We start from the raw sequence: 13139 nt of genomic DNA, 5'->3' as shown, positions 1-13139 counted from the left end.
CGCGGAAAAATTTGCCGCAGGCAGGAAAGAATTACCCTCATCCCATTGCATCCGCATTTTTCACAATCGCAGAATTCAGCCGCTCGTGATCATACTAAGCGCAACAAATCGTGTTGGCACAAAAATTGCGTCTTAATTTATGCAGTCAAAGCATTTATGAGGTAGACAGATGGATACTGGCATATATGTAGCATTGTCGAAGGAACTCGGAATCCTGCGCGATGTGGATGTGACCGCCAACAATCTGGCAAACATGGCAACCACAGGTTACCAGGGTGACAGCCTTCTGTTCAGGGATTATCTCGTCAATACGCCATTGCGTGAGAACAACATTGCCTATGCAAATGACATCGGCACCTTCCGCGACAATTCACAGGGTCCGCTGGAATCCACCGGAAATCCACTGGACGCGGCCATCCTCGGTACGGGCTACTTCGTAGTGCAGACACCGCTTGGCACACGTTACACCCGTAGCGGCAACTTCAAAGTCAACGCAACCGGAGTGCTGGTCACGCTGGAAGGTTACCCGGTAATGGACCAGACCAACCAGCCCATCACCTTCGACGAAACCGATCGAAATATTATCTTCCGCGAAGACGGCTCCGTCAGCGTCGACGGCACAAATCGCGCGACACTTAACATCGTGCAGTTCGATAATGATCATCTGCTGGAAAAAGTCGGCAATACCATGTTTAAATCCGCCGCACCGGCAAAACCTGCCCAGAACTTCACCGTCGCTGGCGGCATGCTGGAAGGCTCCAACGTAAAGCCGGTGCTGGCGCTGACCCATATGATCGCCACTTCGCGCAGCCTGGGCGATACGGCGAACTATATCAGCACGATCAACACGCTGGCCCGCAAAGCTTCCGATACCCTGGCAAAAGTATATTAACGTTACGGAGATAATATAAATGTTTCTCTCTCTCGACATAGCCGCCAGCGGATTGCAGGCACAGCAAACCAGCGTAGACGTGGTTTCGAACAACCTCGCGAACGTCAGCACCACAGCATACAAACGGCAGATTCCAGAATTCCGGGATCTGCTTTATGTCAATCTGAAGCGCGTGGGCACCACCTCTTCTGACACCGGCACGGTGAATCCGGTCGGCATCCAGCTGGGCCTCGGTGTGCAGACGGCTGCTATCCACCGCGACCTTGCGCAGGGCACCCCGAACTCCACCTCCGGCCCGCTCGACCTGACCATCAACGGGCTGGGTTATTTTCAGGTAACCATGCCGGACGGCAGCACGTCCTATACGCGTGATGGCACGTTCCAGCTTTCCTCAACCGGTGAAATCGTAACGGCAGATGGCTACCCGGTCGTGCCCAACATTACGATTCCACCCAATGCTACGAGCGTAAGTGTCAATGCCTCCGGTGTAGTGGAAGCGACCATTCCGAACCAGGTGGACCCAAGCAATCTGGGCCAGCTTCAGCTTGCAACATTCATTAACGAAAACGGTCTGCAGGCACTCGGCCATAATCTTTACTCTGAAACGCAGGCTTCAGGTGCACCCGTGGTCGGCACTCCCGCCGTAGATGGCGTAGGCTCAATCGAGCAAGGGTTCCTGGAAACCTCTAACGTCAATCCGGTGACGGAAATCACCACGCTGATCACTGCCCAACGCGCTTATGAAATGAACACAAAAGTCATCACCGCTTCCGATCAGATGCTCCAGACCTTAGGCCAGATCGGGTAATCAGGGAATAAGGCCATTGTATAATCGGTCCCGGTAGGATAGATACATAGTGTGGGACTGCTGAAGATGGTGTTGAGTTATGGAAGGTGTGGTTAGAAAATTCTGGACGATATGCGCAGCCCTGATGCTGGCTTCAGGATATGCCTATGCGGATACCCCCGGCGTATTCACCGGTTATAACGCATCCCAGTTGATCGCCGAAGCGCTTTCCAAGGCTGGCGCCGGCAACGACGTGCATGTGCGCATCAATGAAGTACGCGAGGACGGTATCGTCGCCAATGCCAGCAGCCCTATCACAGGTGAAGTGGATAATCTCAGCTTTGACGATAAAAGCACCGTCTGGAGAGCCGTGCTGCTGTTGAAAACCGGCGATAAGAATCTTGCTCCTGTCGTGCTCACCGGTAATTACGACGTCATAAAGCAGATTCCCGTACTCACCCACACTGTGCGCGCGGATGAGGTCATCAGTGCAGATGACATAAGATATGAAAAACAGTCTGACCGATTCATGCGCAACGACATTATCACGGATACAAAAATGCTGATTGGAAAATCTCCAAGACATGCCATCTCGCAAAACCGCCCTATCCGTCAGGATGAAATTGAAAATGCGGCGCTCATGCATAAAGGCGCGCGCGTAACCATGCTATACCGCTCCGGCAATCTTGAGATTCGCACCATCGGGCAGGCACTCGATAACGGAGCAAAGGGCGATATAGTTCGCGTAAAGAATCTTTCCAGCAAATCGGTAATCGATGCCACTGTGGAAACCAGCGACCTGGTACGCGTAAGCCCGCCAGGCAAAGATACAGCGGGGACAATGTGAAACTATCCCATCACTCTAGCTCCAACACAGCATTGCAGACAGGAAAAGCACTAAGCGCTGCCTGCATACTGCTGCTGTCGCTCAGCTCGTGCCAGAGCCTGTTCGATAGGCTGGATTCAATCGGCAAACCGCCGCCGCTTGCTAAAATAAATGATCCGACAGCAGCCCCGGATTATAAGGGACAGACCTGGCCTCTACCGGAGTCTCCACCTCCGCCAAAGCCTGAAGCTAATTCATTATGGCAACCCGGCGCGCGTGCGTTTTATCGCGACGGCAGGGCTGCCCGCGTCGGCGATATTCTGCGTGTGAAGATCAATATCACCGATCAGGCCGAATTTGATAATAACACCACCAGCACGCGCACCACGGCGGAAAGCGTGAAAGCCCCCGCATTCCTGGGCTTGCAGAAGAAACTCTCCCGTCTGCCAGGCGGCAATCCCAATCCTGCCGATCTGGTGGATTTAACCGGCAGCAATAACCATCAGGGCAACGTGGTAGCCAAACGCAAGGAGACCGTTCAGACACAGGTCGCCGCAATGATTATGCAGGTTCTGCCCAACGGGAACTTCGTCATCAGCGGCAAACAGGAATTCCTGATGAATTACGATATCAGGGAAGTCTCCATTAAGGGAGTGGTGAGACCGCAGGATATTGACTCCACCAATACGATCGATTCCACACAGATCGCCGAAGCACGTATTACCTACGGCGGCCGCGGCCAGAACATGGACACGCAGCAGCGTCGTTGGGGTAGTCAGGTAATCGATGCCGTATCTCCATTCTAATCTTTTCGTAAGGCGAATTTGAGAACAGGTTACTTGTTTTCTAGGTACGGCTTTATATTATTTCTATAAGAAAGATGTTACCAAGAAATATTTATAATTCTTATAGTAATTATAAGTATAAGAAAAACTCATTTTTTACTGTTAGATTTTTCCACCCTAAAAAGCATCAATCAAATAATAATACAACTATTAGAATAACAACCTTAGGGTTGCATGCCTTTTCGTAGGCATAAGAAATATAAGAAAAACAGTATATAAAAACATTTACGAATGAGATGCCTCTCAGCATGATTTAACTTATGCACAGGGAATCATCACCCTATATACACCCCACAGGTGCAGCCCGTACCAACGGTTTCGTCAACTTTTCAATTATGACAGTTTTATGAAATATTGTTTTACATCATTGAATTACATTGAGAGCGGGAAGTATCAGATGGTAAAATAAACATAAGTAATAATTACTCCATCTCTATGGCAGCATTCGATAATATACATGAACGGATGAATAAAGTGTCGAGCGGGTTTCACGCCATTCCCGCCGAAAACTCCAATCCGCTTAAAACACTGCCCGCCATGCACCGCCTGTTTAACGTGCTGGGGATGGTTGCGGGATTTAACGGCGTAAAATATATCGGCGATATCATGTATGGTCACCGCATCAATGGCGGACACCATGAAGAAATCCTGAAAGAAAATGTACCTTCCATTCTGCGCCCTCTGCATGGCATCATAAAATCCAATCCACATTCCGACGAGAAGAGGGATAAGGAACTGACGATCGTGCATAAGATGCTGCCGGCAGTCGGCGGTGCAACAGGCGCCATCATGGGAAGCGCCTATTTCTTCGAACAGAATGGCACAAATCAAAAGTTCAAGGATCTGGTTAAAAAGTCGGCGAGCAAAGGCCTCACCGCAGCCGAACAGGCCGCAGTCGATTCCTATGCAAAAGGCAAGACATGGCGCCTCGCTGCTGGACTTACAGCCTGGCCTTCGAGCGCTTCAGGTCTTACCGGCCTTCTCTACGGGACATCGCTGAATACGGCTTTCTGGCTGGGAAATAACTCCAAGAAAGCACCGCCTGCCCCTACCCGCAGCCGCATCATGTGGGCAGCGGGTGAAATGGGAGCGGTGATTGCCGGACTTGGATTGTTCGCGCATTATATCTCGCGCAAGCGGGAACGCGCAGCTTCCGATGTGGATATCAATGAAGATGTGTCAAAAATATCGGCGCAGCAATATGTCGATGCCGTAGGGAAGAAACGCGACGAGAAAGAAGAAAAAGGACTGTTGAACGGCAAGGTTCTGAAAGTCGCAGACTGGATGGCGGACTCGGCCCTGGCCGTTATTCCCGTTCACCGTTTCTGGTCGGCGATTGGCCTGACCGCTGGCGGCACTCTGGGTCTTGCAGCAGGCAAACTGCTTACCGGCAAAGGCCTTGCCGGTGGCGCTGGCTTTAAAGAAGCAAGCCTTCCAAAGCCGCTGCAATCCCTCAACGGCATTATGGCGCCGAACCCTGAATATTCGGACGCAAAAAACAAATTGCTCACCGCCGCCGGCAAATATGTATTTGCGGCATTCTGCGCCGTGGGTGTCATGATCGGTAGTAAGCACGCCTATAAAAGCACTTACCTTAGAAACAGCAATCCTGATTCTTTGGAAGATTACGTGGCAAGAGTCAGGCAACATCACGGCGACAGAATGATCCCTTTCATCGCGTCGTCCAGTATATTCGGCTCCGCAGCCGGAACTTATCTGGTCCCTATTATTCCCGGCATCAACTATGGCTCATCGCTCGCCTACCGCGTCGTATCCATGCAGGACCGTAATATCACCAGCCCCGGGCTTGACGTACTCACAGGCAATACGACTTATTCCTATTTCGGTGTGCGCGAAGGCCTGCAATATTTGCGCAAATACGCCGAACATAACCCTTCACAGCGCCCTGAACAGTTTGAATATTACGCCTACACCGTCATGGGGCCACTTGCGAAAGCCGCAGGCGTTGAATTGACCGGCGAACATATTAAGAAGTTTGTCGATAAGCTCAATGGTGTTCGTGATAAGTACTGGCAGGAAGGCGGCGTGCCGAAAGACAAGCAGGAAGACCTGGCCAAGGACTTAAAAGAACATTTTACCGGTCGAGGACTGGATAAGACACTCTATGAATGCGGAATCGATACGATGCAGATCGATTTCCAGCAGATCGGCGGTCTGATCGGACGCTTTGCCCGCCTGATGGGAACCGGAAAGAAAGTCGCCCAGGAACAGAAAGATTACCGCGACATGGTACAGATGTGGCGTGAAGACTGGGGCAAGGAAACCGACAAGCCAGCGAATCACCATTCAGACGTCAAGAAACCTGATGACAAAGCACCCTCTGCCAATCCTGCTTTGACAATGTCACAGGATGTTATTGATGCAAATGCAGCAGAACTGGAAAAGCAGTTTGAGCATAAATCCTCACCTGCGGCTGAAAAGAAGCCCAATCAGGAAGGAACTTCTAAGGTGTCGCATGAAAAAGCAAGCTATACGCAGCGCTACGCAAAACAGGAAGCTCCTGAGCATGATGAGACTTCCATCACCTTCGAAGGCCCTGTCAGCGTGCAGGCTGGTGCAAGCAATATGCCGGAAGCAGGCTCACCACTCCATACGGTAACGGAATCCTACGCAAAAACCTCCCGCGCCTGAACCTTAAGAGTAATCCTGTTTGATCTTTTCTGTAATTTCCTGCGGAGGCTCTTTGCCCCAGCCGGAATACAGCACCTTGCCATATTCGGCGACATCAATAGTTGGGGAATTTACCATACGCTTGAACAGCGGGAGCTTAGCCTTATCCACTAGCACATAATGCCATAAATCCCTGCCTGCATCATTGCCGGTGACAAGATAAACCTGTTCGCCGAGTGAGGATTCAAATTTACCCAGAAACGACTTGCTCACTTTTCGCCTCCACGCAGCTGCCGTTTCCTCACCGAAGAAGACGGGATTTTCATCAGCTCGCGATACTTGGCAACCGTACGTCGCGCCAGCTCAATACCATTCTCCCGCAGGCGCTCTGCAATCGTGTCATCGGAAAGTACGCTGTCTGCTCCTTCTTTATCAATGAGCTCCTTGATCATGTATTGAACGGTCTTATTGGAATAAGACTCTCCGCCGTCACTGCCCTGAATCGAAGCATTAAAGAAATATTTGAATTCAAACGTGCCGCGTGCAGTCAGAATAAATTTATTGGTCGTCACGCGGCTGACCGTGCTTTCATGCAGTTCCACTGCATCCGCAACTTCTTTAAGTGTCAGCGGTTTCAGGTATTTGATACCGTAGAGAAAAAAATTTTCCTGCTGTTTCACAATTTCGGTCGCCACTTTTAATATAGTCTGTGCGCGGCTGTCCAGAGCCCGCACGAGCCAGTTTGCTGCCGCAAATTGCTCCGAGAGATATTTCTTTTCCTGCTTATCGGACGCCTTGCCGGACACTTGCGCATAATAACGGCGATTGACCAGCACACGCGGCAGGCTCGCTGCGTTAAGCTCTATATTCCAGTTATCTCCCGCACGCCGCAGGAATACATCCGGTATGATGGCCTGCACTGCCTCATGCTGAAAACCGCTGCCGGGACGGGGATTAAGCGCACGTACTTCTGCGCTCATCTCGCGGATGTCATCTTCATCCACCCCGCAGATCTTGCTGAGCTGTTTGATATCTTTCTTTGCAACCAGGTCCAGATGTGCAAGCAGCTTCTCCATGGCAGGATCAAGCCGGTTCTTATCACGCAGCTGAATGGAAAGGCATTCCGCCAGATTACGCGCGCATACGCCAATAGGCTCAAACCCTTGCAGCACGCGCAATGTTTCCTCGATCAGCTCCGGCGGACAGGAAAGCAACGCCGCAATATTAGCCAGATCGTCTTTGATATACCCCGATTCATCGACCAGATCGATCAGGTGCTGGCCAATCATGCGCATGACTGGATCGGTTGCTTCCAGGTTCAGCTGTTCCAGCAGAAATTCGCGCAGGCTTTTCTCGCTGGCCGTATAAGACTCGAACCCTTCACCCTCTTCATAGTTATGATCCTGCGTTTTGATACGCGGCTCATACTGTTCGCCTTCGTAAGGATTCTCGTAAACGCTGCTTTCATCTTCATAAGCAGCTGCAGGCTCTTCCTCCTGCGCGGCGAGTTGTTCGTTCTCCTGCCCAGCTGTTTCTAAGACTTCAGCCTCTTCCTGCCCCTCCGGCTTTTCGCCTTCTTCATCTTCGCCCGATAGCAGCGGATTTTTTTCGATTTCCTGCTCGACATACTCCGTGATCTCGAGCGAAGACATCTGCAGCAGCTTGATCGACTGCTGCAACTGCTGCGTCATCGTCAGTGTCTGGCCTTGCCTTAGTTCCAAACGAGGGACAATTGCTGACATAATAAAAACGTTTTGCTTGCAATGATGCTAAAGACTGAATCTCTCGCCAAGATAGACGCGACGCACTTCGTCATCGTCCACAATCTCACGGGGTGTGCCCTCCATGAGCACGATCCCGTCATGCATGATATATGCACGGTCGATAATCTCGAGTGTTTCGCGCACGTTGTGATCCGTAATCAACACGCCGATACCGCGATCTTTCAGATGCGAAACCAACATGCGGATTTCCGCTACCGCAATCGGATCGATACCGGCCAACGGTTCGTCCAGCAGCACGAAGGACGGGTTGGATGCAAGGGCGCGTGCGATTTCAACGCGGCGGCGTTCACCGCCGGACAATGCGAGTGCCGGAACATGACGCAGATGCGTGATGGAAAATTCACCCAGCAGCTCGTCCAGCATCGTATGGCATTTCTCGCGCACGGGCTGATTCACCTCGAGCACTGCCATAATATTCTGTTCCACCGTAAGCCCGCGGAAGATGGAGGATTCCTGCGGCAGATAACCGATACCAAGCCGGGCCCGGCGGTACATCGGCAGAGCTGTAATGTCGTTACCGTCAAGGAAGATGGAACCGTAATCCGGCTGGATCAACCCACTTACCATGTAAAAGCAGGTTGTCTTACCGGCACCGTTGGGGCCTAATACCCCAACCGCTTCCCCGCGCTGAACACTGAGCGTGACATCGCGCACGACCGGCTTCTTCGCATAGCTCTTACCTATGTTGCATGCTTTGAGGCCGGAATTCTTCTCGACAAGTTTCGGCGTAAAGGTTGATTCTGCTTCGTTTCTCATACTCTGCTGACTATACAGTAATAGTGCGGTTATAACAGCTAAAAAATAGTGTGAAATGCTTTTCTGAAGGCTGTGTCAAATTCCCCATACCCCACATTTTTTCCCAGCTGTTGCAAGGAGGTCACGCCATGTTCCGTGATGCCGCATGGGACTATCCCCTTATAATGATCCAGATTAGGGCTGATGTTGACCGCTACGCCGTGATACGTTACCCATTGGCGGATACGCACTCCGAGCGCAGCAATCTTGGATTCCTTGCCATTATACGCTATAGCTTCCGCCTTATCTTCGCCGGAGAGACTTCCTGCTTTTTCCCGCACCCAGACTCCGACACGTCCTTCCCTGATCTCTCCCGTCACGTCAAAATCAGCCAGCGTCGCAATCACAAGCTGCTCCAGCTGCTGCACATAAAGCCGCACATCTGGCGTGCGCCGCTTAAGATCGAGCATAATATAAGCAATGCGCTGGCCGGGGCCGTGATAAGTATATTGCCCACCACGCCCGGTTTTGTAGACAGGGAAACCGTTACTGTCGAGCAGGTCGCCATCCTGCGCGCTTGTCCCTGCGGTATAAAGTGGCGGATGCTCAAGCAGCCAGACAAGCTCGTCTGCTTCACCCGCCCGGATGGCACGCACGCGCCCCTCCATTGCCGCCACTGCGGCAAGGTAATCTACAGGCTGTTCGCTGACTTTCCATTCCATATTTTTTACCGTCACACCTCCCGGTATGAGTTACTACATTACATCTTGACGGTTCAAGAATAAATGAATAGCATCCGCTCAAATCAACCTCGGAGTGTTTAACTATGTACAAAAAAATGATAAAATCGCTCGCCACCCTGGCGCTTATTTTCGGCCTTGCGCAGTCGGCTTTCGCCGCTGAATCGCAGGACGTTGTCGTCGGCCCGGGTAAGCAGCCCGTAAAGAGCGAAAAATTCGGCACCTGCGTCCAGACGAAATGGACCGCCGCTTCCAATCCGTGTGAACCGGCTCCGGCACCGCAACCGGTAGTAGCCGCTCCGGCTCCCGCACCCGCACCTGTTGTTCAGCAGCCGGTAAGCAGGCTCGCTCATGAACAGCTGACCATTTACTTCAACTTCAACAAGGCCGACCTGACCGAAAACGCAAAGATCAAACTCGACGCAATCGCGGACGCTGTAAGGCATTCACCGCGCGTGCTTCGTGTGAAGATCGTTGGGTATACGGACGAAATCGGCACCAGCTCCTATAACGATAAACTGTCCGTCAAACGCGCTAATGCTGTACAGGCTTATCTGGCAAGACGTGTGAATATCGACGTGAACGTTATCGGCCTGCGCGGTATGGGCGAAAAGGATCCGGTAGTGGATTGCTCGAAAGTCAAAGCCCGCAAGAAGAAGATCGCTTGCATGGCAAGAGACCGCCGTGTTGAGATCGAGTTCGACTTCCAGAAATAATCTGGGAACTTGACCAAACAAAAGCAGGGGGCCATAGTTCGCGCTATGGCCCCTTCTTTTTTGTCCCCCTACGCCCTGCATATGCCGCACTGGCCCAAGCCGTTGGGCCCTGAGCCGCAAGGTACCCCCTCCGAACGCGCCAGGAAATTGCTCGCAAAAATGGGGTATCCGGAAAAACGGCTCCCCCCGGTCGTGCATGTCGGCGGCACAAAGGGCAAAGGATCTACCATCGCCTTTATGCGCACCATGCTGGAAGCAGCAGGCTACCGCGTACATACTTATACTTCACCGCATATCGAGCGCTTCAACGAGCGTATTGTGCTGAGCGGAAGAGAAATTGGCGACGAAACACTGCAAGAAGTGCTTGAGGCTACGCGAATGGCGGCGGGCGATATGGATGTCGGCTTCTTTGATGCCACAACAGCCGCCGCCACACTGGCCTTTGCAAATCATCCCGCAGATGTATTATTGATGGAAATGGGGCTGGGCGGCACGGTGGACGCGACCAATATTATCGATTCCCCGCTGCTCACCGTACTGACCACCATCTCCTATGACCATATGGAATATATGGGCAATACGCTGGATTCAATTGCCCGGTTTGAAGCAGGCATATTAAAGCCAGACGTTCCCTGCATTGTCAGCTACCAACCGCCCGAAGCGCTGGAGTCATTGGAGCGGGAAGCAACACGTATTAATGCCCCGCTGCATATATATGGCAAACACTGGCTGACCCGCAAAACACCTGAAGGTATGCTGTATGCCGATGCCGATGCGGAAGCAAAATTACCCCTGCCTTCACTGCTCGGCGCACATCAGATCGTCAATGCAGGCAATGCCATTGCCGCCATCAGCGCGCTACAGGATTTCAATGTGGAATCAAGCCATGTTGTACGCGGCCTCATGCAGGCGCAGTGGAAAGGCCGCCTGCAGAAAATGGACTATCACGATCTGCCGTCAGGTTGCGAACTCTGGTTTGATGGCGGCCACAATATGGCAGCTGCCGGAGTCATAGCCTATCATGCGCAGCAATACTGGCAGGAGAAACCATTCTACCTGATTTTCGGCACCACGGAGGGCAAAGACGTTCCCTCCATGCTCGCTCCTTTTACCGCTATCGCAAAGCAGATATACGCCGTGCCCGTGAAATCCGAACCGCGCAGCTATAAGGCCGAAACCATTCGTGACCTTTCTGCCCCGCTCGCAGTCAAGGCTTGCGAGAGTATTCAGGATGCCTTAAACGATATCATGCGCAATGCAAAAGAGCCGTTTCGTGTCTTGGTGTTCGGCTCACTTTACCTCTGGCTTGAGACAAAATATCTATGAACCATATCTATGTCACCGGTCCCAATGAACTGGAATTCCTAGGCCAGAAATACACTTGCGCCATAGGCAAGCACGGCTTCACGGATACACCACAGGAAGGCGCAAAGAAAACGCCGCTCGGCAGCTTTTATTTACGTGAATGCTGGTACCGGCCGGACCGCGTAACTCCACCGGAAACAAAGCTCAAACTCCGCCCCATCGCGGAAGATGACGGCTGGTGCGATGCGCCGGAACACAAAGACTATAACAAGCATGTGAAACTCCCCTTCCCAGCTTCGCACGAGAAGCTCTGGCGTGAAGATCATATGTACGACATCATTGTTCCAATCGGCTTCAACGACACGGAGATCGTGCCCGGCAAAGGCAGTGCGATCTTCTTCCATCTGGCAAAACCGGATTACAGCCCGACGCTCGGCTGTGTTGCCATTTCGCTGGAACATATGCTGGAAATACTGAGGACCGTCGATGAAACCACGCTGATAGTAATTAATCCGGTCCGCCCATAGAGGTGGAAGCAACCCTTTGCTTGGTGCCGACCGTGGGGCTGTTATCAGGCAACTCTGCATCCTGCGCATAGCAGGTCGAACCGAATTTCTTAGCAAATTCATTCCGGATGGAATCGATCTGCGCCTGTTCCTTATCCGTAAAATGCAGTGACGCCTCGAGTGCGTTTTCCGTAGGGGAAAGCACGCGGTTCATACATCTTTCTTCCGCTTCCAGTTCCGCCAGATTATGCGTATTAAACCAGTTACGGTATTGATCCATCTGCCTTGATGTCAAATTGTGAGGATCCAGCCCCTCCAACCGGATAAAAAGCCGCTCATTCGCATTGAACGGACAAGACCTTTCTTCATCTTTTTCTTCCGTTTTTGCAGCTGCCGCAGCAGCCCTTTCCTCTTCCTCAGCTTTAGCTACTGCTTCCTGACCGAATTGCTTCTCCATAACCGCTTTGGCAGCCGCCTCATGCTCAAGCTGCTTTTCCATCGCAGCTGTATTCGCATTAATCACTTCTTGCGACATCGTCGCTGCAGGATTAGCGCCAAGCGCTTTATCCTCGGGTTTTCTGCCACCCGAATAGCGGTTTATGACAACATTGGCATCTTTACCACGCCCCAATCGCCTGGCAGCCATGAGCGCAGCTTTATCGCCTTCAATCTCCGGAAGCCCCATACTATTGGAGGCAAAGACTGCCAGCACCTTCCTGATAGGACTATTGGGGGAAAGTTTCTTGAACCATTTTTCCTGGTCCAGCGAGGGTGACTCGCCTATTTGAGTGTCTTTGCCTTTTTTAAAAAACATAGCGCACGTATCCTAACTTACCCTGAGTTTAACATTTTTCCCAGGCTATGTCCTTTAAGCTTTTATGACAAATGGCTTTTTCGTGTAAATTTAATGATATACAGATTGAAATAAGATTATAATGAAATTATGATATCTCTCATGGCAGCAGCAAGAACCATCAATATTAAACTGACACCGAAAGCCTCCAGTGACCGTATCGGTGAGATGCGTTCTACCGCAGACGGCAAGGAAGTACTGACCGTCTATGTCACTGCCGCACCTGATAAAAACAAGGCGAATGAAGCCTTGCTGAAATTATTGGCAGGGCATTTCAACGTTCCGCTATCCGCCCTTGCTATCCTGCGGGGGCACACATCACGCAACAAAACAGTGAGTATCGGATGAAACAGAAAGCTATCATAAAAGAAAACCGCACCGCCCGCCTGACAATTCTTATCGACCCGGATAAGAAAAAAGCGTTCGAGGATCTCTGCGCGCGGCTGGATAAAACCCCGTCTCAGGCACTGCGCCAGATGATCCGCGATTTCCTGAACGAACATAACGTAAGCTGGTAAT

At 51.5% G+C, this 13139-nt stretch carries 15 protein-coding genes; 10 read left to right on the top strand and 5 right to left on the bottom strand.

Annotated features, from left to right (window positions below; translation table 11 throughout):
- Positions 1-169: 169 nt before the first annotated feature.
- The 5 genes from flgF to VFT64_07755 all read left to right on the top strand — a co-directional run bounded on the left by flgF (position 170) and on the right by VFT64_07755 (position 6002).
- Positions 170-892 carry a flagellar basal-body rod protein FlgF gene (gene flgF, locus VFT64_07775; protein HEU5047726.1) on the top strand — a complete coding sequence of 241 codons (723 nt, stop codon included), beginning with the start codon at positions 170-172 and terminating at the stop codon, positions 890-892.
- Between the two features lie 19 nt (positions 893-911).
- Positions 912-1700 (top strand): flagellar basal-body rod protein FlgG, encoded by a 789-nt coding sequence (flgG, locus tag VFT64_07770; GenBank protein ID HEU5047725.1) that lies wholly within the window; start codon positions 912-914, stop codon positions 1698-1700.
- A gap of 79 nt (positions 1701-1779) precedes the next feature.
- Complete coding sequence (flgA, locus tag VFT64_07765) at positions 1780-2526, top strand: flagellar basal body P-ring formation chaperone FlgA (GenBank protein HEU5047724.1); 747 nt, start codon at positions 1780-1782, stop codon at positions 2524-2526.
- The gene (gene flgH / locus VFT64_07760) at positions 2523-3311 is read left to right on the top strand and encodes a flagellar basal body L-ring protein FlgH (GenBank protein ID HEU5047723.1); all 789 of its coding nucleotides are present in this window, start codon (positions 2523-2525) and stop codon (positions 3309-3311) included. The genes flgA and flgH overlap by 4 nt, the downstream gene beginning before the upstream one ends.
- A gap of 504 nt (positions 3312-3815) precedes the next feature.
- A complete protein-coding gene (locus tag VFT64_07755; GenBank protein HEU5047722.1) occupies positions 3816-6002 on the top strand; it encodes a hypothetical protein in 2187 nt (728 codons plus the stop codon).
- 3 nt (positions 6003-6005) lie between these two features.
- Here VFT64_07755 and VFT64_07750 read toward each other — a convergent pair whose 3' ends face one another.
- Genes VFT64_07750 through lipB form a run of 4 tightly spaced genes read right to left on the bottom strand, consistent with a single transcriptional unit; the run spans position 6006 to position 9222 of the window.
- Positions 6006-6254 (bottom strand): hypothetical protein, encoded by a 249-nt coding sequence (locus VFT64_07750; GenBank protein ID HEU5047721.1) that lies wholly within the window; start codon positions 6252-6254, stop codon positions 6006-6008.
- Positions 6251-7723 (bottom strand): RNA polymerase factor sigma-54, encoded by a 1473-nt coding sequence (rpoN, locus tag VFT64_07745; protein ID HEU5047720.1) that lies wholly within the window; start codon positions 7721-7723, stop codon positions 6251-6253. Before rpoN ends, VFT64_07750 begins: the two co-directional genes overlap by 4 nt.
- A gap of 27 nt (positions 7724-7750) precedes the next feature.
- A complete protein-coding gene (gene lptB / locus VFT64_07740; protein ID HEU5047719.1) occupies positions 7751-8521 on the bottom strand; it encodes an LPS export ABC transporter ATP-binding protein in 771 nt (256 codons plus the stop codon).
- A 38-nt stretch (positions 8522-8559) separates the two neighbouring features.
- Positions 8560-9222, bottom strand: coding sequence for a lipoyl(octanoyl) transferase LipB (lipB, locus tag VFT64_07735; GenBank protein HEU5047718.1), 663 nt, complete (start codon positions 9220-9222; stop codon positions 8560-8562).
- 104 nt (positions 9223-9326) lie between these two features.
- Here lipB and VFT64_07730 point away from each other — a divergent pair, with 104 nt between their 5' ends.
- From VFT64_07730 to VFT64_07720, 3 genes are read left to right on the top strand one after another with little or no spacing between them, the layout of a single operon-like run.
- Positions 9327-9956, top strand: a complete 630-nt coding sequence (locus VFT64_07730; GenBank protein HEU5047717.1) for an OmpA family protein — start codon at positions 9327-9329, stop codon at positions 9954-9956.
- Positions 9957-10001: 45 nt separating this feature from the next.
- Entirely contained in the window at positions 10002-11282 is a 1281-nt protein-coding gene (locus VFT64_07725) for a folylpolyglutamate synthase/dihydrofolate synthase family protein (GenBank protein HEU5047716.1), read from the top strand.
- The gene (locus tag VFT64_07720) at positions 11279-11788 is read left to right on the top strand and encodes a L,D-transpeptidase family protein (GenBank protein ID HEU5047715.1); all 510 of its coding nucleotides are present in this window, start codon (positions 11279-11281) and stop codon (positions 11786-11788) included. The genes VFT64_07725 and VFT64_07720 overlap by 4 nt, the downstream gene beginning before the upstream one ends.
- Here VFT64_07720 and VFT64_07715 read toward each other — a convergent pair.
- A complete protein-coding gene (locus tag VFT64_07715; GenBank protein ID HEU5047714.1) occupies positions 11769-12581 on the bottom strand; it encodes a hypothetical protein in 813 nt (270 codons plus the stop codon). The genes VFT64_07720 and VFT64_07715 overlap by 20 nt on opposite strands.
- Before the next feature lie 141 nt (positions 12582-12722).
- On the opposite strand from VFT64_07715, the gene VFT64_07710 reads away from it, so the two are divergent.
- Both VFT64_07710 and VFT64_07705 read left to right on the top strand, forming a co-directional pair.
- Entirely contained in the window at positions 12723-12968 is a 246-nt protein-coding gene (locus VFT64_07710) for a DUF167 domain-containing protein (GenBank protein ID HEU5047713.1), read from the top strand.
- Entirely contained in the window at positions 12965-13138 is a 174-nt protein-coding gene (locus VFT64_07705; protein ID HEU5047712.1) for a ribbon-helix-helix protein, CopG family, read from the top strand. Before VFT64_07710 ends, VFT64_07705 begins: the two co-directional genes overlap by 4 nt.
- The last annotated feature ends 1 nt before the right edge of the window (position 13139 follow it).

The organism is Rickettsiales bacterium, from assembly GCA_035765535.1.
Lineage (GTDB): Bacteria > Pseudomonadota > Alphaproteobacteria > Rickettsiales > JABCZZ01 > JABCZZ01.
Note: the sequence above shows the minus strand (reverse complement) of the source record. Positions and strands in the feature narration are given on the sequence as shown.